General features: G+C 37.7%; 19 protein-coding genes. 9 read left to right on the top strand and 10 right to left on the bottom strand.

Features of this window, described 5'->3' with window-relative positions:
- Positions 1-404: 404 nt before the first annotated feature.
- The 6 genes from D1839_RS00165 to D1839_RS00140 all read left to right on the top strand — a co-directional run bounded on the left by D1839_RS00165 (position 405) and on the right by D1839_RS00140 (position 7,334).
- Entirely contained in the window at positions 405-1,412 is a 1,008-nt protein-coding gene (locus D1839_RS00165; RefSeq protein WP_120377875.1) for a LacI family DNA-binding transcriptional regulator, read from the top strand.
- Positions 1,413-1,748: 336 nt separating this feature from the next.
- On the top strand, positions 1,749-3,428 hold the full coding sequence (locus D1839_RS00160) for a glycoside hydrolase family 13 protein (protein ID WP_120377874.1): 1,680 nt from the start codon (positions 1,749-1,751) through the stop codon (positions 3,426-3,428).
- Positions 3,429-3,445: 17 nt separating this feature from the next.
- Positions 3,446-4,678: an ABC transporter substrate-binding protein gene (locus tag D1839_RS00155; protein WP_120377873.1), complete on the top strand. Its 1,233-nt coding sequence runs from the start codon at positions 3,446-3,448 to the stop codon at positions 4,676-4,678.
- Positions 4,679-4,721: 43 nt separating this feature from the next.
- Positions 4,722-5,555: a carbohydrate ABC transporter permease gene (locus D1839_RS00150; RefSeq protein WP_334296571.1), complete on the top strand. Its 834-nt coding sequence runs from the start codon at positions 4,722-4,724 to the stop codon at positions 5,553-5,555.
- Positions 5,552-6,370: a carbohydrate ABC transporter permease gene (locus D1839_RS00145; protein ID WP_120377871.1), complete on the top strand. Its 819-nt coding sequence runs from the start codon at positions 5,552-5,554 to the stop codon at positions 6,368-6,370. Before D1839_RS00150 ends, D1839_RS00145 begins: the two co-directional genes overlap by 4 nt.
- A gap of 232 nt (positions 6,371-6,602) precedes the next feature.
- Positions 6,603-7,334 (top strand): TspO/MBR family protein, encoded by a 732-nt coding sequence (locus D1839_RS00140; RefSeq protein ID WP_120377870.1) that lies wholly within the window; start codon positions 6,603-6,605, stop codon positions 7,332-7,334.
- On the opposite strand, the gene D1839_RS00135 is transcribed toward D1839_RS00140, so the two are convergent.
- The 6 genes from D1839_RS00135 to D1839_RS00110 form a co-directional block, all read right to left on the bottom strand.
- Positions 7,263-7,835 carry a hypothetical protein gene (locus D1839_RS00135; protein ID WP_199689862.1) on the bottom strand — a complete coding sequence of 191 codons (573 nt, stop codon included), beginning with the start codon at positions 7,833-7,835 and terminating at the stop codon, positions 7,263-7,265. The genes D1839_RS00140 and D1839_RS00135 overlap by 72 nt on opposite strands.
- A gap of 105 nt (positions 7,836-7,940) precedes the next feature.
- Complete coding sequence (locus tag D1839_RS00130; protein WP_120377869.1) at positions 7,941-8,798, bottom strand: DUF72 domain-containing protein; 858 nt, start codon at positions 8,796-8,798, stop codon at positions 7,941-7,943.
- A 244-nt stretch (positions 8,799-9,042) separates the two neighbouring features.
- A complete protein-coding gene (locus D1839_RS00125; protein WP_073007057.1) occupies positions 9,043-9,297 on the bottom strand; it encodes a spore coat protein in 255 nt (84 codons plus the stop codon).
- A gap of 10 nt (positions 9,298-9,307) precedes the next feature.
- The gene (locus tag D1839_RS00120; protein ID WP_120377868.1) at positions 9,308-9,493 is read right to left on the bottom strand and encodes a hypothetical protein; all 186 of its coding nucleotides are present in this window, start codon (positions 9,491-9,493) and stop codon (positions 9,308-9,310) included.
- A 587-nt stretch (positions 9,494-10,080) separates the two neighbouring features.
- Positions 10,081-10,566: an anaerobic ribonucleoside-triphosphate reductase activating protein gene (gene nrdG, locus D1839_RS00115; protein ID WP_120377867.1), complete on the bottom strand. Its 486-nt coding sequence runs from the start codon at positions 10,564-10,566 to the stop codon at positions 10,081-10,083.
- The gene (locus tag D1839_RS00110) at positions 10,566-12,443 is read right to left on the bottom strand and encodes an anaerobic ribonucleoside triphosphate reductase (RefSeq protein ID WP_183030175.1); all 1,878 of its coding nucleotides are present in this window, start codon (positions 12,441-12,443) and stop codon (positions 10,566-10,568) included. Before D1839_RS00110 ends, nrdG begins: the two co-directional genes overlap by 1 nt.
- 750 nt (positions 12,444-13,193) lie before the next feature.
- Here D1839_RS00110 and D1839_RS21240 point away from each other — a divergent pair.
- Positions 13,194-13,271, top strand: a complete 78-nt coding sequence (locus D1839_RS21240) for a putative holin-like toxin (protein ID WP_353616247.1) — start codon at positions 13,194-13,196, stop codon at positions 13,269-13,271.
- Positions 13,272-13,501: 230 nt separating this feature from the next.
- Here the strand turns inward: D1839_RS21240 and D1839_RS00105 are convergent, their stop codons facing one another.
- The 4 genes from D1839_RS00105 to cyoE form a co-directional block, all read right to left on the bottom strand.
- The gene (locus D1839_RS00105; protein WP_120377866.1) at positions 13,502-14,284 is read right to left on the bottom strand and encodes an MBL fold metallo-hydrolase; all 783 of its coding nucleotides are present in this window, start codon (positions 14,282-14,284) and stop codon (positions 13,502-13,504) included.
- A 180-nt stretch (positions 14,285-14,464) separates the two neighbouring features.
- A complete protein-coding gene (locus D1839_RS00100) occupies positions 14,465-17,101 on the bottom strand; it encodes a cation-translocating P-type ATPase (protein ID WP_120377865.1) in 2,637 nt (878 codons plus the stop codon).
- A 49-nt stretch (positions 17,102-17,150) separates the two neighbouring features.
- A complete protein-coding gene (locus D1839_RS00095) occupies positions 17,151-18,491 on the bottom strand; it encodes a hemolysin family protein (protein ID WP_120377864.1) in 1,341 nt (446 codons plus the stop codon).
- A 581-nt stretch (positions 18,492-19,072) separates the two neighbouring features.
- Entirely contained in the window at positions 19,073-19,990 is a 918-nt protein-coding gene (cyoE, locus tag D1839_RS00090; protein ID WP_120377863.1) for a heme o synthase, read from the bottom strand.
- A 296-nt stretch (positions 19,991-20,286) separates the two neighbouring features.
- On the opposite strand from cyoE, the gene ucpA reads away from it, so the two are divergent.
- Entirely contained in the window at positions 20,287-21,069 is a 783-nt protein-coding gene (ucpA, locus tag D1839_RS00085; RefSeq protein ID WP_232231427.1) for an SDR family oxidoreductase UcpA, read from the top strand.
- A 353-nt stretch (positions 21,070-21,422) separates the two neighbouring features.
- Complete coding sequence (locus D1839_RS21235; RefSeq protein WP_120377862.1) at positions 21,423-21,566, top strand: HAD hydrolase family protein; 144 nt, start codon at positions 21,423-21,425, stop codon at positions 21,564-21,566.
- Positions 21,567-21,652 lie beyond the last annotated feature (86 nt).

Below are 21,652 nucleotides of genomic sequence, written 5' to 3'. Positions count from 1 at the left end.
ATCATTTCCCATCACTAGGGAGCTCTCACCTTTTCTCCCCTCTCTGACGCTGTAAAAATAATGCTTGCCCTCTTCATTGCTTTTTATAGATACTTGATTTTTACTTATGCTACATCAAAATGCCAAAAAATGCAATAGCAAAGGAGTGGAGTCTAGAGAAAGGTAAATGGGAACAAGGAAAGTTTTCGTAAACGATTCTCTTGATGGAGCGCAAACAAGATTATAGAGAGGGCAAGCCAATTTTCGCGCAGAATGAGCGAACTCAGTCGTGATTCGAGTGGCTTTCTCGATGAACAAGGGGAAAGGATCCCATAGCACCACAAGTGTCACCCTTCTTCTCGAGTTGACATTGTACTTATCATCCGCTAAAATAAAGTAAACGTTTACTCTATAAGGAAGATAGTATGAAAAAATCAACGATTAAAGATGTTGCTAGAGAAGCTAATGTTTCCATTGCGACTGTTTCCCGGGTATTAAATGATACGGGAAAAGGCTACTCCGATAAAACAAAACAGCATGTAATGCAAACGATTGAACGAATGGGCTACTTTCCAAATGCTATTGCCCGCGGTTTAATTAACAATGAAAGCGGAACAATTGGTGTATTGTTTCCAGCAGTATCAGGGATGGTAAGCGCAGAGCTTCTTCATGGGATTGAAGCAGCCGCGCAGGCGTTTGGCAAAAGTGTTATCGTGTGTAACACGTTATCTGATCCAGATAAAACGGAACACTATTTACAATTGTTATATGAAAAGCAGGTCGAAGGTGTTATCTTTGCCAATGAAAGGCTAACGTCTGATTTTCAAAAAATGGTGAAGCAAATGGCTGTACCCTTTGTTACATTAGCTGGAACATCGGAAATAGAAGGTATACCAGAAGTAAAAGTTAATGATCAGCAGGCTTCCTATGATGCTACGCAATATTTAATCAAGCACGGCCATTCTCAACTTGCTATGGTTAGTGGACCGCCTCATGATTCAATCGCAGGTACTCCACGAATAGAAGGATTTAAACATGCGTTAGCTGATGCAAACTCACCTTGTAAAGCGACACAAATCAGTTGGAATCAAGCCTTTAATTTTGAAGATGGTAAACATGCGTTTCGTTCGATTATGGCGCATCATCCAGAAACAACTGCTATCTTTGCAGCTAGTGATGAAATGGCTGCAGGTGTCATATCTGAAGCACATGCACAAGGGATTTGTATACCTAATGATCTATCCATTATTGGTTATGATAATACAAAGTTAGCAATGATGACCGTACCGGCCTTAACCACCGTATCGCAAGAGTTCGATACAATGGGGTACCGTGCTGCAGAACTTTTATGCCATTCTATTATGGGCAAAGATATTAAATCGCTCAACCTGAAACATAAAATAATTGAAAGAGAATCGGTGTCCAAACATTAATAAAGGCGCGCAAACACCCGTTCAGCAACGTAGCGAATGGAACGAATTAACTAAAGATAAAGGAATCATGCCACTAAAAAAGGAGTATGCCGACGCCTGAGCGGCAAGCCCGTTTTTAGTCATGATTCCTCTTAAAGACGAACCAATGAGGCATTATCAAAGGATGCATTTCTAAAGTTCCTAGTTGCTGGGCTCATGCGCCGGACGTGGCGATTCAGTTACTTCGTTACCCACAAGCACCTCATTTTATACTTTATTATCTCATAAAAAGAGGTTCTCACCTTTTCTTTTTGCGCAGAGAGTAAACGTTTAACCTAGAAGAAAGAAGATGATTTTATGACAGAGAAAAATTGGTGGAAAGAAAGCGTGGTTTATCAAATTTATCCACGCAGCTTTCATGATAGTAATGGTGATGGTATTGGTGATATCCAGGGAATTATTCAAAAACTAGACTACTTGAAAAAGCTTGGAATTGATATTATTTGGCTATCTCCTATTTATGATTCTCCAAATGATGATAACGGATACGATATTCGCGATTACCAAAAAATCATGCACGAATTTGGAACAATGGAAGATTTTGATGCGTTACTCGAAGAAGCACATAAACGTGGACTAAAGATCGTGATGGATCTAGTCGTTAACCATACATCGGATGAACATGCATGGTTTGTCGAGTCTAGATCAAGCAAGGATAATCCCAAAAGAGATTATTATATTTGGAAAAAAGGCAAAGAAAATGGGCAGCCCCCAACTAATTGGGAATCTGCATTTAGTGGATCTGCTTGGAAATATGATGAAGCAACTGGAGAATACTTTCTCCATATGTTCAGTGAGAAGCAACCTGACTTAAATTGGGAAAATCCAGCAGTACGTAATGATGTATACCAAATGATGCGCTGGTGGTTAGATAAAGGGATTGATGGCTTCCGTATGGATGTAATCAACTTAATTTCCAAGGATCAAACGATGCCAGAACGTGAACCTGATCTAGGGAAAGAACTTGTTTCAGCATTTGAATTTCATATGAATGGACCTCGTATTCATGAGTTTTTGCATGAAATGAATGAAAAAGTATTAGCCGATTATGACATCATGACTGTTGGAGAAATGCCGGGTGCAACGGTAGAAGACGCTAAGCTTTACACTGGGGAAGAACGTGAAGAATTAAATATGGTGTTTCATTTCGAACATATGGGTCTTTGGAATGGTCCTGATGGAAAATGGTCCAACATGCCTTGGAAGCTTACCGACTTAAAGGAAATTTTAAGCAAATGGCAATATGGACTTGAAAAAGAAGGCTGGAATAGCTTGTACTGGAATAATCATGATCAGCCAAGAGTTGTTTCCCGCTTCGGTAATGATAAGAAATTCCGTGAGAAATCTTCGAAAATGCTAGCAACTCTACTTCACGGTATGAAAGGAACACCATATATTTATCAAGGCGAAGAAATTGGCATGACAAATGTCCAATTCCCTTCTATTGACGATTATGAAGATATCGAACTGATTAATTGGTATAACGAGCGCTTGGCACAAGGACATAATAAAGAAAAACTGATGGAAGCAATCTATGCAATTGGTCGTGATAATGCCCGGACCCCAATGCAATGGAATGGCAATCCGCATGCAGGATTTACGACTGGAGAACCTTGGCTAAAAGTGAATCCTAATTATACCAACATTAATGTAGAAGCAGCGCTTGCCGATCCAGAATCTATTTTCTATTACTATCAGCAGCTAATTTCATTGCGTAAGCAAGAACCAACCATTGTGCATGGAAAATTTGAATTATTATTAGAGGATAGTGAAGAAATATTTGCTTACACTCGAAATTATCAAGATGACACATTGCTTATAGTATGTAACTTCACAGCTCAACAACAAACATGTGAATTACCTAATTTATCAGCAGGGAAAGAAATACTCATTACAAACGAGACAACGGATACCATGCATACACTTAGCGAGTTTACCTTAAATCCATATGAAGCCTTTGTGTATAGGCTCATTTAGAAAGAAGGAGATTTTTAATGCGGTTGATTTCTTCTCTAGTCATCTCACTCACTACAGCTGCCCTGCTTGTCGGCTGTAGTGACATTTCTTCCCAGGAAGCAGGTATTGTGGAACTAGAGCTATTTTCCAATAAAGCTGAAAATATAGCCACATACGAATCGATGATTGAGCGTTTTGAAGAGCAACATCCTAACATTCGGATTAATTTATACGCTCCACCTGACGCAGAGACTTTATTACGAACTAGACTAGTAAAAAATGATATGCCAGATATGCTAGCCATTGCTGGTAACGCTTTATATAGGGAATTAGTAAGTGTTGATATGTTAGTAAACTATGAAGGTGAGCCTATGCTGGACCCTATTCAGCCAGCATATTTACAAACCATTTCTGATCTAGAAGGCTCTGAAAAGGAAGGAATACATGGTGTGCCCTTTGCGGCTAACGCCAATACGATGATTTACAACAAGGTCAAGTTAAAAGAACTGGGAGAAGATGTTCCAAAAACATGGGATGAATTCATTCAAGTGCTACATAAAGCAAAAGCAGTTGGAGAAATACCGATTTACTTCACTTTCCAGGATTCATGGACCACAATGCCAGCTTGGAATTCGTTGGCAGGGAATCTGCAACCGAAGCAATTTGCCGAGAAAAAAATAAATAAAGAAGTAACTTTTCAAGGTACCCATCAAGAAGTAGCAGAAAAATTATTACAATTAAAAGATTACGGGCATAATCGCATGTTTGGGATCGGCTACAATGATGGAAACCGTGAATTCTCACAAGGAAAAGGCGTTTTCTATTCCCAAGGAAACTGGGCGATTCCAGAGCTAATCAAGTTAAATCCTGAACTTGACCTCGGTGTATTTGCAATGCCTATTACGAATAATCCCAGTAAAAACAAGTTAGTTTCGGGTATTGATGTGCTTTTTGCCACTTTAAAAGAATCCAAGCATCCTGAAGAAGCAAAGCAATTTATTTCTTTTATGATGGAAGAACAGCAACAGCAGCAATATATGGAAGAACAATCTGCCTTTTCTGTTCGTAAAGACGTCCTTTCTGATGATCCAATTATGGAAGGCATTCAAGATAACTTTTCAGAAGGAAAAATAAGTAGTTTTCCAGACCATTTTTATCCGGCTGGAATGGGCGCTCAAAACATGATACAAGAATTTCTTTATCAAGGTAACATTTCCAAATTGTTAAAAGACTTGGATCGAGAGTGGGACCAAATCCAATTAAGGTATTAAGGAAGTGAATGAATTGAAAAGTCGACAACGTGCATTTTTGCTAATGACCATCCCTGCCGTGATTTTGTTTTTTATCTTTCATACATTTCCTCTCCTTCAAGGAATATTATATAGCTTCACGAATTGGAGAGGGTATGGTGATTGGGATTTTATCGGGCTTTCTAATTATGTTAATGTGTTTAAAGATATGCGTGCCTTAAACGCATATGGCTTTACATTTCAGTTTGCTATTGTATCAACAGTCTTAGTAAATATCTTTAGTTTATTAATCGCTCTTGGCCTAAATGCAAATATTAAATTCCAAAAGACATTACGAGCAGTATATTTCTTACCAAATATATTGAGTATTCTTATCGTTGGATTCATTTTCCAATTTATTTTCACGATCTTTTTACCGCAATTTTCCGATGCGCTAGGTATTCAGGCGTTAGCAACCAATATTTTAGGCAGTCCTGACCATGCTTGGGTTGGCGTTGTCATCATGGCTGTATGGCAAGCGACAGCTTTTAATACGATTCTTTACCTAGCTGGCTTACAAACCGTCCCTGAAGACGTTTATGAGGCTGCAGCAATTGATGGAGCTTCGCCATGGAAAAGATTTTGGAAGATTACATTTCCACTAATCGCGCCATTTTTCACGATTAATATGGTACTTGCATTGAAAACATTTTTAATGGTATTTGACCATATCATTGCTTTAACTGGCGGTGGACCAGGATATGCAACGGAATCCATTTCCGTATTAATCTATCGAGGTGGATTTGAAGGCGGGCAATTTGGCTACCAATCCGCTAACGCGGTTATATACTTTATTGTCATCGTTGTCCTTTCCATTATTCAACTGCGATTCTTACAAAATCGGGAGGTGCAACAATGAGAAAAAAGAAAAATTGGCTTGTTACCAGCCTTTTAATTATTGGAACATTACTGATCTTTTTCCCGTTATATTTAACGATTAATATTGCTTTGAAAACACCGGAGGAAATGGCAAAACCATTGCTTTCTTTACCAGATGAATGGCGTTTTCAAAATTTTCTTGATGCGATTGAAATGACCAATTTCTTTCAAGCATTATCAAATAGTTTTATTGTTACGTTTTCTGTCGTTGTATTAACGGTGTTAACAAACTCTCTTGTGTCCTATGCGATTGCTAGGAATATGCATAAAAAATTTTATAAAGGACTATTCTATTACTTTGTAAGTGCTATGTTCGTACCGTTCCCGATTATTATGCTGCCATTAGTGAGACAAACAGCCATTGCTGGTATGGATAATCTAATCGGACTCATTTTTCTTTATATCGTGTTCCAGCTATCCTTTAATGTCTTTATCTATGTGGGATATATTAAGTCGATTCCAGTAGCACTGGAAGAGGCAGCTGTGATGGATGGTGCAAGTTCTTGGAAAATTTTCTGGAAAGTGATTTTCCCACTGCTTTCACCAATGAATGCAACTGTAGCCATCCTTACTGCATTATATGCATGGAACGACTTCATGCTTCCATTGGTCATCCTGACAGACCCAGAAGATGCTACGTTGCCGCTAGTGCAATATATTTTCCAATCGGAATTTAGTACAAACTATAACTTAGCATTTGCTTCTTATTTACTTGCCTTATTGCCAATGATCATCGTTTATCTCATCGCTCAAAAATGGATCATTGGTAACGTAACACGTGGTGCGGTAAAATAGTCAGTGGGGTTTTCCCCACTGTTTTTTTATATTATAAGGAAAACGATAACGTTTTTCTGTCATAAAGATTTGACGTAAGCCAAGTTTTTCTAATCCTTTATAAAAAATATCAGGAGAGTCAATTATACTTAATTTCGAGACATTACAATACACTATTTTTTAAATTTGTTTACAGCGATAGCATAAAAGGAAATACATTGGTATATGATGACCTTAAGGAGGAGGTTATACCATGAAAGCTTCAAAATTTATTATAATGATGTATCTTATTTTCTTTGCTATGATGGTTGGGATTAATTATTTCGTTGGGAGCAATGTAGGACAAATAGCCAATCAGTATGAAACGCTTATTCAGCCAGCTGGATATGCCTTTGCTATTTGGGGTGTTATCTACTTATTTTTGTTTATTTGGATCATTCGAGGATTCTTTATTCAAGGGGACAAAGCTGCCTTATACAAAGAGTTTCAATTTGTTCTTCCCATTAATTTTGTTTTAAATAGTTTGTGGATTTTAACATTCACTCGTGACAACATACTACTATCAACGATTGTTATCCTCTTATTATTAGGCACGCTTATTTGGATGTACCGCGTCGTATGGACAATTTCTTTCAGTGGCTTACTTGACCGCATTCCATTTTCGATTTATTTTGGATGGGTATCCTTAGCTAGTGTAGTTAACCTATTCACTTATGCAAAAAGTGAAGGAATAACTTCATTTTTAGGGTTAAGTGAGTTCGTTTGGACGGTCATTGTCATTTTGGTTGTGACAGGAATAGCGGCTCGAATTACCCTTCGTAATCAAGACCTTATCTTACCACTTGTTTATATATGGACATTTATCGCCATTTACGTAAAAGATCAACAACAACTATTACAGTTTACTTTACTTCTATGTTGCCTTGTGCTTGTTGTTTGCGTCGTGTTCATTGCTATTAGGAAGATGAAAAAATTCGTTAAATGAACGTTGTATATTCTTTGTATTATGGAGGATGATTAACTTCCTTTTATAAGGAGCTAACATAGCAAATATTTCATCCTTGCTTTTTTCTTCAAAAACCTTATTGTATTTCAACAAAGCTTTTAAAATGTTTATCGATGGTTTATAGTTCGCTTTTTCTCTACCAAGTTTTTGCAAAATAAATCGCTTTATTATTCGAAATCTCCTTACCGAATAATTCGTATCTAAAAATAGAATCAAATCCGCATGCTGAAAACACGGAGAGACCCATGTATGGTGAACCCCTTCAATAATCCACCTATCTAAATGAATAACTTGTTTTAAGTACATATCCCTTTCAGATACAGTCCGTTTTATATCACCAGAATCTGACCTTTTTCGAACTACATTATCCAATTCATAATAGGAGATATGTAAACTTGCGGAAAGCGCCTTCGCTAACGTTGTTTTGCCACTTCCTACAGAACCAATAATATGTATTCTATTTAGGAACTCCTTTTTCATATAAAACCCTCGCTTAATTTGACAAATCAAATACTATAAACTAAAAAACTTTTACTTTCTTATAGTGCAAAAATAGTATCTTTTAGTGAAGGCGCTTATTTAGGTTCAAAACAATCCCAATTGCTTCGGAGCAAGCCCTTCATATTTAATGCCTAAAAGCTTTTGAAATTGCTTGGCGTTTTCCGCAGCATCGCCACCTGAGTTGTTGTTAAATAACACAACAATGTCCTTCGTTTCTTTTTCTAATCTCCGTATCACTTTTTTCCATTCTATAAGCTCTTCTTGATTATACTTATATAAATAACGCACATCACGCCAATTTGTATCAATACTCGTCGGTTTATTCCAACCAACAGCATTTCTACCATGAAAACGGATAAGCGTCTGCGCTTCATTGGTTACTACTGGAACCGTCGGGATAGAACCTTCTCCTGCCTGTGGTTCATCTACAATCGAATGAATCCAGCCTTCTTGTTTCATGAATGACAATGCGCTTTGGCGAAAACGATCGCTGAACCAAGTTTGATTTCTAAATTCTAAAGCAACGGGAATATCTCCCATCATTTGCTTGCAGTAGCGCAAGTAGGTCACATTTTGTTTCGTACAATCAAACCAAGGTGGAAATTGAAATAAAACCATTGCTAACTTATTCGCCTCTTGATACGGCTGTAACGATGCTATAAATGAGTTAAACATCTCTTTTTTCGTCTCAAAAGCCGAATCCTCTTCTTTCCGTTTATGTCCCGTCATCCCTTGGTACGCTTTTACGACAAATTGGAAATTAGCAGGTGTTTCTCTTACCCATTTTTCTGCATTCTTCACTGGCTGAATTGCGTAAAATGATGCATCCACTTCAACAACAAGAAAATGGCTACTATATTCTGCTAATTTATCTTTTGCTTTAATTTGCTCAGCATATAAGGAGTAATGATCTCCCCACCCTGTCAATCCAATATAGATCAAGAAAAACCCTCCTATTTAAAAATATCATAGCATAGGAAGGTTTTTACATAAAGAAAATATGACTAACTTCTATTGAAGAATATTGTACTTAAGACTTTGAATCATTTTTAATTACATCTGCATAGCTTGAGAGAATCAGTAAAGCATGCAAGAATGCTACCGCCATGGCTTACAATGGGCGGGGCACCATGAATAAGAAAAGTACTTACATCCAAACGTATACATGTTATTGAAGTGAGTACTTTTATTGACCGGAAGACAATTCCGTTTTCACTTGTTGTACTTCTTGTTGCGATGCGGGCATGGCTGGCTTATAAAATCCCTTTTGCGACGCATAACTATAAAGCGATCGTTGGCGAGATTCATCCCCATTACGCAAATTAATGAGCGTTTGTCTTAGCTGTGCATTATTGGCTTGAGCTATATAATCGGCATAGCTCTTTAAACTCGAATTTAATCCATTTAGATAATCATTCACAATGTCTTTATCTTGTAACATGAGAACCCTCCTATTGTAAAAATGGTAATAACTGTTGCTGCGCTTGTCTAGCAGCCTGTGCATCTTGAAGCAAAATAGATTTCAGCTCTTGATCTGTTGCGGATTGTGCGTAAGTTTCCAATTTATTAGCGATCATCCTATGACCTCCAATAATCTTACGCAAGTTCTCTAATTCGGTTTGCGTTAACTGATTCATGGCACAAACTCCTTTCAGAAAAGTTCAAGCATATTTTATGCGTTTTTAGAAAGGATATACATAGTAAAAATGTCGTTTGCCTTTTAATTTGAATTTCAGCTTCAATCTTATCTTTCACAGATTGTTAGGTGCAGGCTCTGTTATCTCCTGCTTAGACGTTTTCCAGCTAGCATCTTTCATTTATAAAAATGAAATCCTTATAAGCACCTACAAACCTCAACATTTGATATAAATTGAATTCAAAGCGCGGGGACTAAAACTTAACTTTTAATTTGGATAAATTAAACCACGAAACTAGGCTAGTGCTGATTCGCACTAGCCTGGTTTTTTCATACAATTTAGAGCAACTCGGCTTACCGCCAAATCTTTATGGCGCAAGCGTAGTTTTCTTAGAATACATCTTGAAGCTGGTTAATTCCCAAAAAGGTAGGTTTTTAAAATCACACTTGCAAAAAACACTTTAATCGTGGTTTGTTCAATAACTGTATACGTCGTGCGTAAAATGATCCCATGACCTTTTTGGGTGAGAACCTTAAGCTTTATATTTTTCTATAGTGTAAAAATGCACTATATTTTTGGTTTGTATATTAGTCATCCATAATGGAATGATCCTGCATTGTTTTCATATCAATGATACGTTGATTTTTACTTCCACGAAACGTTAACGTTAAATCACGTTCTGCTAGAATAAATGGACCATCTACAAGTACGTCCACATATTGCAGTAACTCTAACTGGTGCGGATCTTTATTCTCTAATAATTGTTCTAATGTCCATCCCGTATAAGCCCATATGTTTTTACCATGCTCTTTAAGTTGTTTAGCTACTTTAGCTACAGCCTCTGCTTGGTAAAACGGATCGCCACCACTTAATGTAATATCATTTAATGGGTTCAGCGCTTCTTCCACAATTTGATTTACATGCATTTCTTTGCCATTTCGCAAATTCCATGACTTCGGGTTATGGCATCCTTTGCAGAAATGAGGGCAACCTGCAAAAAAGATAACAGCACGTAATCCTTCTCCATCGACAACCGAATCATGATAAATAGATAACACGCTTGCTGTATCCATTACACATGCCGCACCCGATCATGCTCTTCAGAAGCCTTTGCTGTATTCCACTTATCCATCGTTCCTACGAGGTAGCCGGTAATGCGTCGAATTCGGTCAATTTGCTTTTCATCGGTTATTTGACAACTAGGGCATTCATTATCAATCATCCCTGTATATCCGCAATTTTTACAACGATCAACCGGATGATTAACACTCCCATAGCCAATTCCACTTTCAGCCATTGTTTTAACAAGTGTATCCATAGCCTTTAAATTCTTGCTTATATCCCCATCTACTTCAATATACGTAATATGACCTGCATTCGTATACGGATGATACACAGCTTCTCGTTTTATTTTCTCCATGGCACAGATCGGATAATACACAGGAATATGGAAAGAATTTGTATAGTAATCTCTGTCTGTAACACCTTTAATCTTACCAAATTCTTTTTGGTCCCGTTTAGTAAAACGACCACTTAGCCCTTCTGCTGGTGTCGCAATCAATGAGTAATTTAAATCGTATTGCTCGCATGCCTGATCACATTTTTGCCGTAAAAAAGCAACAATTTCTTCACCTAAATTCTGCGCTTTATCGGATTCTCCGTGATGCTTACCAGTTAATGCTACTAAACATTCTGCCAAACCGATAAAACCAACACTTAAACTTCCTTGCTTTAACACTTTTTCTAATCTATCCTCTGGTCCTAGTTCAGAGCTTCCTGTCCAAACTCCTTCACCATGCAAAAAGGTGAAGTCTTTCACAAGTTTGCGTGTTTGAAATAGATAACGATCATACAATTGCCGGATAACAATATCTGCGTATTCATCTAATTTTTGTATAAAAGCTTCAAAAGATTGTGTGTTAAGAGCTAACTTCACTAAATTAATACTTGTAAATGACAAGTTTCCTCTGCCAATACTATTTTCCTTACCATGGCGATTAGCCATAATACGTGTACGACATCCCATGTACGCTACTTCAGATTCAGGGTTTCCTTCTTCATAATACTGTAAGTTAAATGGTGCATCGATAAAGCTAAAGTTCGGAAATAACCGCTTTGCTGTAGTTTTAAGAGCAAGTTGGTATAAGTCATAATTCGCATCTTCTTTATAAAAATTAATCCCCTTTTTCATTTTAAAAATTTGAATTGGGAAAATTGGTGTTTCTCCCTTTCCAAGTCCTGCTTGAGTAGCTAGTAACAAATTCTTAATAATCATTCTGCCTTCTTTACTTGTATCTGTACCATAATTGATAGAAGTAAATGGAACCTGTCCACCACTTCGGGAATGAAGACTGTTCAAATTGTGAATAAACGCTTCACAAGCTTGATAACATTCATGATCTGTCTCTGCCCAAGCTAATTCCTCCAATTCTTTTGGGGAAAGCGGAAGCTTGTATTGTTGCAATTTATGCAATCGTTTTTTATACGACCTCGTTACAAATGGAGCTAAATCATAATCGAAAGCTTGAAAGCTCTGTCCCCCGTGCTGTTGATTTTGATTGCTTTGAAAAATAATCGCTGCTAATGCCATCGCACTTAAAATCGTTTGTGGTGATCGCATATGTCCATGTCCAGTATTAAATCCTCTTTCCAGTAATTTACCTAAAGGAATTTGACAGCAAGTCGCCGTTCCTGTAGGCATGTAGTCTAAATCATGGATATGGATGTAGTTTTCATCTACAGCTTGTTTCGCTTCTTCACTTAACATTTGTTGTTTCGCATAATATTTAGCACTTTCATTAGCAAATTTGTTCATTTGCCCACACGGAGATCGCCCATCAACATTGGCATTTTCTTGAATCAAATCTTGGTTAGAGCTTGATACAATATCTTGAAAAGCTAGCATTAATTCTTGGTCTTCACTTATAGGAGCAGATTTTGTTTCGATCATTTTATTTCTCCTCGTCCTTTCCAAATGAATCATAAATTTTTATGTAATAAAGGTATGTTAAAGGCAGCAGAAGCAGATAAAGTGAATCTCAATCAGGGGGGTTTTCTTTCATCCCCTACGGGTTGTTAGATAATAGATTTGGGCATTTAGGTGCTGTTATTCCCACTTAGACATGTTGTAGTATGGATTTCTTCAATTCTTAAAGCCGGGAGTCTTACAGCACTTATATACGGGATAACTGCGAACCTTATTTAAGCGTATAAACAGACAACCTCTTTACACACCTCAACTATATATAGTATTAACAAATTATTTAAATACTATATATAGTTATATCCTAAATGAAACGATGAAGAATTTCAAATGTATATTTTATGACTTTTTGATGTAAAAATTGTAACGTTCGGATTTTGTAATTGATTTTTAACGTTAACGCCTTGACATGAATCATAATTAATGTTCACATCTTCACAATGAAGTGTACGAGGTGATCCTTACACCTCCATGTGTGCCTCTTTAGCGTATTTATTCTAAAGCCTTATTTTAACCGCCTTTGTGGCAATAAAGCACTTTAAATATTGATCCAACGGAAGTACTTTTTTCATTTACCCCACTGGCAGCCATCAACTAACGCTTGAAGTCTAAGTCTTATGACCCTTTAGCTGTAAAACCACCGTATGATATAATGCAATTAGTGCATAAGGCTTTTGGGTGGTGGCTCATCCCTTTCAGAAAGGGGGTGAGGCCTATATGACAGTTTTCGAAGGGTTGGTCTTAATGATCTCTTTCGGGACGCTCATTGTAGCTATTCTGTCAGAAAAAAAGTAACCACCCTAGCCTGACAAGCATTTAATGGTTACTTTTCTCAAAATGTGAGTCGCCCCCTTTAAGGGCTATGCACAAAACCGTTTGGTGTTCCAGCACCAGGCGGTTTTTATTCATTTGGCTATCTATGTACAGTATACCCGATTTTAGTCCAAATGAAAACAGGACAAATTGCTAATAACTTCCGTCATACACGTTAACACAACTGAAGTAAACCGTCATTCCAATCTTTATTAAAATTGTATGCAAAAACCATTGAATTCATGAACCCCAGTTCCAAACTTTACAAGATCGTGTTTTCGTAAATAAGTTACTGCTTGCTTCACTTCTTGTATTATGGCTACATCCAATCCTAATGTATTATGAGAGCCAAACACCTTCCTCACCCCATCTATGTTTGAAATTTTTTCTAAAGAGGAAACTAAATCAACTGGATTTGTTGATGGATAAAAAGCATAGATAGGTGTTTGATCATACAATAAATCCCCCGTAAATAAATACCCCTGCCTTTCATCAAATATGGCGATATGCCCCGGTGAATGTCCTGGGGTATGATAGATTGTTAGCTTCCTGTTTCCTAACTCTATCATGTCTCCATCCTTCAATATATTGGTGGGAAGTCCTTGAAATGGCGTATATGTTTCAGGATTAAATGTAGGCGGGGTTGGAAGCGTAATATCTCTTGCTATATCTTTTCTGATCTGTTGTAGTGTTAAGCCCTCAATTCCATGAATGAGCCAATCTTGATCTCTTTCATGAACATGAATCGCGTCATATTCTCCGTGGCTGCCAATATGGTCTGCATGAACATGCGTTGTGATTACTTCAATCGGTTTCGTTGTCAATTGGTCTGTTATTCTTTTCATGCTATCAATTCCTAAACCAGTATCAATCAATGCAGCTTTATCCTCACCTATTATTAAAAAAGAATGCACTTTTTCCCAATGACCGTACTCACTAATTGCAAATGTATCCTCAGCTATTTTTTGTATTGTAAACCAATTATCTTGTAACAATGTTTATTGTCCCCTCTCTCTTCCTAGTTAAACATTTTTTCTATCTCAAGCTTATACTTCCTTTTACACGCTATGAAAAACAGCCGGTGCCTCATTTTAGTAACCCCAGCTGTTTTTTTTATATTATAGGAATTTGAATGAATAGAACACCCTATTTAAGGACTTTATAAACAGGAACCTCTAGGCCCGTCTAAAAATTTTTTTCGCTACTTCCATACAAATCACCGCTGCGACAGCTAAACCTGTTGCAATAGTCCAATCTATAAAGCTAAATGCAGCAGGTATATTAAATACGCCTCTTGCAAATGGAAGTACCGTAATACCGTATAATACAAACCCAAGTAATACAGCACCTATGACATATTTATTGGAGAAGAAACCAATTTTTATGGACGTCTCCGTATTCGAACGTGCAGCAAAAGTTTGTAATGTACGCGAAATAATTAATGTGGTAAACGCCATCGCTACTCCCATTTCATTAGAATGAGATAACCCGATATAGAAGGAAATGACAACTGCAATAGCAATTAGGATCCCCCGAGTTAATACGGTTTGTAGTGTTCCTCCAGCAAAAATCCCTTCACCAGTCGGCCGTGGCTTGCGTTTCATCACATTTGGTTCTGATTTTTCCATTCCTAGCGCTATTGCAGGCAAGGAGTCATTCACTAAGTTAATAAACAACAATTGTAACGCTGTAAATGGATTTGGTAAATTGAAGATAACAGCATACAGAATAGCAATGATTGCACCTAAGTTACCAGCAAACAAATAGCCAATGGCTTTCTTAATATTATCGTATACCGTTCTGCCGACTTGGACAGCATTCACAATCGATACGAAATTATCATCTGTTAAAATCATCGCGGAAGAGTCCTTCGAAACATCGGTACCACTTCCCATAGCTATCCCGATATCTGCTTGTTTTAAAGCAGGAGCATCATTGACTCCATCCCCTGTCATGGCAGTAACTGCACCTCTTCGTTGCCAAGCACGCACAATCCTAATTTTGTTTTCTGGGGACACACGAGCATAAACCGAAATTTGCTCTATCTTCTCCTCTAACTCTTCATCTGACATCTTATCCAGTTCTTTCCCTGTAATGGCAATATCATTGTCTCCCATTAAACCGATATCTCGACCAATTGCTTGTGCTGTCGTTTTATGATCGCCAGTAATCATAATTGTCCGAATACCTGCTGCCTTGGATTCTTCGATGGAGCCGTAAACAGCCTCTCGAGGCGGGTCCATCATTGCCGTTAGTCCGACTAATACGAAATCATACTCTTCATCATGAGTTATTTCTGTTTTATTATCTGGTAAACGTTTATAGCCGTAAGCCAACACACGTAATGCCTGATTGGAAAATTCCTCATTTGCTCCTTCAAAACGATCCAGTAAATCATCCGTCATTGGCTGCTCTTCTCCGTCTACGAACACATAACTGGAGCGATGGAACATCACATCTGGTCCGCCCTTAGCCAAGAGCATTTTTGTACCATCTATAGTATGGACGGTCGACATCAGTTTGCGATCTGAATCAAATGGTAACTCAGCTTCTCGAGGATATTTTTTTCGTAACTCTTCATAGTTCTGTGCATGCTTGTTTGCAAAGTTGATTAAAGCAGTTTCTGTTGGATCGCCAACTTCCTGTTTATCCCGATTAATATACGAGTCATTACAAAGCGCTGCGATGTATACAAGCAACCGCTCTGCTTGCTGCCAATCATTCGGATCCTCAGGTAAACGCTCGTGCTTGCTGAACGGTAAAAAATGATCGGTAACGGTCATTTTGTTTTGTGTCAGTGTTCCTGTTTTGTCTGTACAAATAATACTTGTTGACCCTAGTGTTTCTACAGCAGGCAGTTTACGAATAATCGCATGCTGTTTCGCCATTTTATTCGTTCCAACGGATAATACGATTGTAACGATCGACTGCAGTGCTTCTGGGATCGCTGCTACTGCAATAGCTACAGAAAACATCAATGCATTTAATAATGCTGTTGTCGTATCAGCCTCACTATCACCTAACCAAATACGGGCTGCCTGAACAGCAAATATAACTATACATAAGAGGAGAATACCCATCCCTAACTTCTTACTAAAGCTATTTAATTTCTGCTGTAATGGGGTTTCTTTTTGCTCAGCAGTAGACAGCATGTCGGCAATTTTACCAACCTCTGTTTTCGTACCTGTACCAGTTACAACAAAGGTACCCCTACCATAAACAACTAATGAGCTGCTATACACCATATTGCGACGATCACCTAAAGCAGCCTCTTCCTCAATCACTTTGGTCGATTTTTCTACAGCTTCTGACTCACCAGTAAGCATCCCTTCATTCACCTTTAATGAGCCACTTTCCAATACACGACCATCAGCAGGGACGTAATCTCCCGCTTCTAAGTAAACAATATCTCCCTGAACGAGTTCTTTAGCAGCGATTGTCTGTTTTATGCCATCTCGCATCACTTTTGCTTCTGGTGCCGACATATCTCTAAGTGCTTCCAATGAACTTTCTGCTTTTCTTGTTTGTACGACACTAATAACCGCATTAATTAATAGCACAAGGAAAATAATGAGTGACTCCACCCATTCTCCAAGCAACATCTGCACTCCTGCAGCAGCTAGTAGTACAATAACCATTGCATCTTTGAAGGTTTCTAAAAAAAGTCTCCACGTTGGAACCTTTTCCTTATCTTCTATTTCATTGTACCCATCCCGTTCAAGTCGTGATTCCACTTCTTGCTGCGTTAAGCCCCTTTGTGTAGAACCTACTTCTTTTAGAACGTCTTCTGTTTGCCTTTGGTAATATTCCATTTTCGAATCTCCTTGCTTGTTCAGTTTTGCAGACATGGGATGCATTGTGTTATTCGTTATCTCTCTGTTCTATTTCTTCCGTTTCTTGAACTTGAGTAATTAACAGCTTGTCAACAAGCACACGGTCCATATCCACTACTTCTAGTTTTAAGTCAGCTAAGTAAATAGTATTCCCTTCTTTGGGGATATTACCTATTTCATTCGTGATAAATCCACCTAACGTCTGGAATGACGTATCCTTTACAATATCTTCATCTATTTCATCTTCTAAGTCGAAATAGCGTAAAAACGTATCAAACGGTACTTGTCCATCTGCCAGCCAGGATTGGCTATCTCGTTCCATGATCGTAGCCCTTTCTCTGCTACCTCCTGTTTGGATTTCACCAACAATGACCTGCATAATATCATTTAATGTAACAAAGCCCTCGACTCCTCCGTATTCATCTACTACGACAGCCTGGTGATAGCCTGATTCTTTCAATGTTTCTAGAGCCTTAAATACTTTCACATGCTCTGGTAAAATTAATGCTTGCTCAATACAATCATTAATCGAGAAAGGTTCTCCTGATTGCAGTTTCGAAAAAACCTTTTTAGTATGTATAATACCCAAAAAGTGGTCCAAACTACCCTTTCCAACTGGAAAACGCGAAAATTCACTTTGACTAATGACTTGCATGTTCTCCTCAAAACTACTTTCTATATCAATCCAGGTTAATTGCGTTCGTGGTGTTAGGATATCGCTAAGCCGCTGATCACCCATATAAAATATTTGATCAACCATTTCGTGTTCAATTTCTTCAATGCTTCCACTATGGACACCTTGCTCAATCATTTGTTGAATTTCTTCTTCTGTTACATCCGGCTCCTTATTTCTTTTTACCCCTAAAGCCTTTAATACAAGTGTTGTGGACCTATCTAAAAGCCATATAAGCGGCTTAGCAACTTTAGAAAATAAGTACATTGGTTTGGCGACGGCAAGCGCTACTTTTTCCGGATTTGTTAAACCAATTTGCTTTGGTGTTAATTCACCGATGACGAGAGTCAAAAATGTCGTAAACGTAACTACTAAAACCATACTGATCTCTGTACTCCATGGTGCTAATAAGGAAATCTTGCTTAAATGAACACTTAAATTATCCGCAATTGCAGCACCACCAAACGCACCGGATATAATTCCAATGAGCGTAATACCAATTTGTATCGTTGACAGCAGCTCACTGGAATTCTCAGCTAAATAAAGAGCTGTCTTCGCCTTGCTATTCCCTTCTTTTCCTTTCTGTTCTAGCCTTATTTTTCTTGAAGTAACAATGCCTATTTCCGTCATTGCAAAAATACCATTGGCAATAATTAAAATGAAAAGAATAACAATTGATACAGCTAGATTGTCCATTTTTACACCTTTCCTTTTTTATCCCGCAAATAACGTACTGTAAGACTCCCACTTGAGGAGTTGAATAATCTGTACTACAAAATCCTAAGTGGGAGATAACAGCACCTAAATGCCCTTTTTCGTAAGAGGTTTTTAGGTCATACCTTGGTCTACTAACCATCAGTAAGGAATGATGACCCCCCACTGATAAAAGAATTACTTTATCTACCTAAAATGGAAAGTTATTTCCCTCTTCATATGGTTGATTGTATGGTTCCTCAGGCAGAACACTATGATAGCAGGATTATATAATGTACCTTTATCATTATTTTGCCTCAGTATAAATTATATTCCCATTATTACCATCAACTAAGCTTCTTATTTTAGCTAGTTTGTTCTTAATTCTACAGAAAAACCCAAGCTAACAGAAGCGCTCATGTCAGCTTGGACAAAATTACTATGTAATCTTTCAACCAGTGAAGCTTTCTTTTATTACACTCCTGGCTGAAGATAACAAGCCTAGACTTTCAACTGGGAGCTAATCCTTTCGGTCATTTTCGAAGAATTCGCCTTCAAAAAACAAAATCAATTCTTATTACCAATCATAATTCAAAAATAATCCCCATTAAAGAGTATATAATAACGGTTGAAAAAAGTACCGTCATATGAACAAGTGAGTAAAGGAACATGGAAGTAGCCCATTTTTCTGCATTTACTCTATGATAACGAAACATACTAAGCGCTAACCATCCTGCACTTAATAGTAGCGCTACTAACATTAATCCTATACTTAACGTTCCAAATAAAAAGCTAATCATAATCATAATGACTAAATAAACGTTTGTTTGAATATACGTTCGTTGCACACCTTTTACGACAGGAAGCATTGGTATTTTTGCAGCCTCATACTGCTTATGATTACGAATAGCAATCGCATAAAAATGCGGCATTTGCCAAATGATCATAACTACAAATAAGCCGACAATTGCTGGATGTGTAATGTCCGGAAAAACAGCGGCCCACCCAATTAATGGTGGCATCGCACCGGATATACTTCCGATTTCTGTATTATATACCGTTCTCCGTTTACTCCACATCGTATAAGGAACCACATAAAAAAACAGTCCTAAGAAAGCCAACACAGCTGCTAACCAAGTCGTTAATGCAAGCAATGCAATTCCGCTTATACTCATGATCACACTAAGCAAAAACACAATAACTGGTTTAATTTGTCCAGTTACAGTGGGTCTTTGTTTTGTCCTTTCCATAAGCGCATCTATATCACGATCATAAAGGTTATTAAAAGCTCCTGCTGCTCCAATAACTAAAGCTGTTCCGAGCAAAGCAAAAATAACTTCTGGCAGCTTTTCCATAAAGCTTATGTTATACGTATATAAAGCCAAAGTAAAGCCAGCAAACATAGGAATAAGGTTCGAGCGTATAATTCCTGATTTTACTGTTTTTGCTAAAATGCTGACCCAATTTTTCTTTGATTCTTCCTGCTTATTTCCTAAAATCATGATAACTCTCTTCCCCTTAAAAAATGATCCATACTCCATCGTGCTTCTAATTCAATTTCTTTTTCAATAGCTAATACCCCAACTCTATTATACGATAACAACGTGTAATTAGCATGTGAAAGATATGTGAATCAGAGGAGCGTTCTCGCTTCATTTGTTTTCAAGCTTCTTTTTGAACTTAATAGGAAAACATTAACAAACATTTAATAAATAACTGTATATACAATCACGCCTATTTGTTATACTGGAAGTGTGGATACATTCATCATAATGAGGAGGTAATCAATTTGAAGAAAATGGAAGGAAAAATAGCAATTATAACTGGTGCAGCAATGGGTAATGGAAAAGGAATTGCCGAGGTCCTAGCTAAACATGGTGCTATTACCGTCTTATTAGATGTTTCCAAGCAGGTACACGATACGGCAAAAGAATTAGCCGAGCAAGGCTACGAAACAATGGCTTTAGAAGTAGATGTTACAAAAAATGAAGATGTGAAAGCTGGCATTGCAAAAGTAATAGAAAAATACCAACGTGTAGATGCACTAATCAATAACGCTGGGGTCGTTCGGTTAGCAAACTTTGAGGATATGGATGACGAAACGAGGGATTTTCATTTCAATATTAATATTAATGGGGTTTGGAATGTGACCAAGGCTGTTCTTCCTCATATGAAAAAAGCGAAGCAAGGTAGAATTGTAAACCTATCATCTGTAACGGGTACCATGGTTGCTGATCCTGGTGAAACCGCATACGCAACAACTAAAGCTGCTGTACTTGGCTTTACCAAATCTTTGGCTCGTGAGGTAGCTCCAGATAACATTACCGTAAATGCTATTCTGCCAGGTTATGTCCTAACACCGATGGCTGAACAAATGGCAAAGGAAACAAACCCTGATAATCCGCAAGAGGTTATTGACGGTATCGCTAGCGGAGTTCCTTTAGGACGTCTAGGTAAAATTGAAGAAGTAGGCGAACTTGCTGCTTTCTTAGCATCTGATGAATCAAGTTATATCACAGGTACACAAATTGTTATTGACGGTGGAAGTACATTACCAGAAACCGTTTCTGTAGGAAGCTAAGCTTTCATCCACATGCCATGTAACGAGAAGAAATCACTTTTTTCGTTACATGGCTTCGTAATCCGTTTTAGTGACCTCAATTATTTATATCGTTCCTCTCTAAATAATCTCGCCTTCATACAGCTTTTTTCTGGTGAAAATTGCTCTTCATTCTCCGTACACCTGTGACAACGTCTTTTATTATTTCGTCCAAATTATTTGGATACTTGATAAACAGCAAGCTTAGTATTATATATTCAAGTAAACATTCATCGCTGTAATCCAAAAGCCGGTGATCTGGAATAAGCGTAGGATGTTGATTTTACCTCCCTAGGAAACTGGCAAAACTGCTATTGCAAAATTTGTGAAATGTCCTGTATGATCCCACCATAGCCTTTGGAGACAACGAGAATGATATTGGAATGTTAAAACGCACAAAGGATGGATACTTATTACAGAATGCAACCGCTAAAAGCCAAATCCTTGCATTAGCAATTAATGCCATAGCCATATGCTGATAGAATACGCTATGTTTTGCAGAAGTTGTTTACAACGGGTCACCATCATAACATTTAACGTTGGCACAACACATTTACCTTAACTT

Origin of the sequence: Roseburia sp. 1XD42-34 (genome assembly GCF_009917385.1) — a bacterium.
Taxonomy (GTDB): Bacteria; Bacillota; Bacilli; order Bacillales; family Amphibacillaceae; genus Virgibacillus.
Note: the sequence above shows the minus strand (reverse complement) of the source record. Positions and strands in the feature narration are given on the sequence as shown.

Excerpts from the sequence above, each read along its gene's own strand:
- D1839_RS00135 (WP_199689862.1), bottom strand. The coding sequence starts at position 7,835 with ATGAAAAAGGAGTTCCTAAATAGAATACATATTATTGGTTCTGTAGGA.
- nrdG (WP_120377867.1), bottom strand. The coding sequence starts at position 10,566 with ATGGATACAGCAAGCGTGTTATCTATTTATCATGATTCGGTTGTCGAT.
- D1839_RS00150 (WP_334296571.1), top strand. The coding sequence starts at position 4,722 with ATGACCATCCCTGCCGTGATTTTGTTTTTTATCTTTCATACATTTCCT.
- ucpA (WP_232231427.1), top strand. The coding sequence starts at position 20,287 with ATGGAAGGAAAAATAGCAATTATAACTGGTGCAGCAATGGGTAATGGA.
- cyoE (WP_120377863.1), bottom strand. The coding sequence starts at position 19,990 with ATGATTTTAGGAAATAAGCAGGAAGAATCAAAGAAAAATTGGGTCAGC.
- D1839_RS00125 (WP_073007057.1), bottom strand. The coding sequence starts at position 9,297 with ATGTTACAAGATAAAGACATTGTGAATGATTATCTAAATGGATTAAAT.
- D1839_RS00160 (WP_120377874.1), top strand. The coding sequence starts at position 1,749 with ATGACAGAGAAAAATTGGTGGAAAGAAAGCGTGGTTTATCAAATTTAT.
- D1839_RS00145 (WP_120377871.1), top strand. The coding sequence starts at position 5,552 with ATGAGAAAAAAGAAAAATTGGCTTGTTACCAGCCTTTTAATTATTGGA.
- D1839_RS00155 (WP_120377873.1), top strand. The coding sequence starts at position 3,446 with ATGCGGTTGATTTCTTCTCTAGTCATCTCACTCACTACAGCTGCCCTG.
- D1839_RS00140 (WP_120377870.1), top strand. The coding sequence starts at position 6,603 with ATGAAAGCTTCAAAATTTATTATAATGATGTATCTTATTTTCTTTGCT.
- D1839_RS21240 (WP_353616247.1), top strand. The coding sequence starts at position 13,194 with ATGACAGTTTTCGAAGGGTTGGTCTTAATGATCTCTTTCGGGACGCTC.
- D1839_RS00100 (WP_120377865.1), bottom strand. The coding sequence starts at position 17,101 with ATGGAATATTACCAAAGGCAAACAGAAGACGTTCTAAAAGAAGTAGGT.
- D1839_RS00120 (WP_120377868.1), bottom strand. The coding sequence starts at position 9,493 with ATGAATCAGTTAACGCAAACCGAATTAGAGAACTTGCGTAAGATTATT.
- D1839_RS00110 (WP_183030175.1), bottom strand. The coding sequence starts at position 12,443 with ATGATCGAAACAAAATCTGCTCCTATAAGTGAAGACCAAGAATTAATG.
- D1839_RS00095 (WP_120377864.1), bottom strand. The coding sequence starts at position 18,491 with ATGGACAATCTAGCTGTATCAATTGTTATTCTTTTCATTTTAATTATT.
- D1839_RS00165 (WP_120377875.1), top strand. The coding sequence starts at position 405 with ATGAAAAAATCAACGATTAAAGATGTTGCTAGAGAAGCTAATGTTTCC.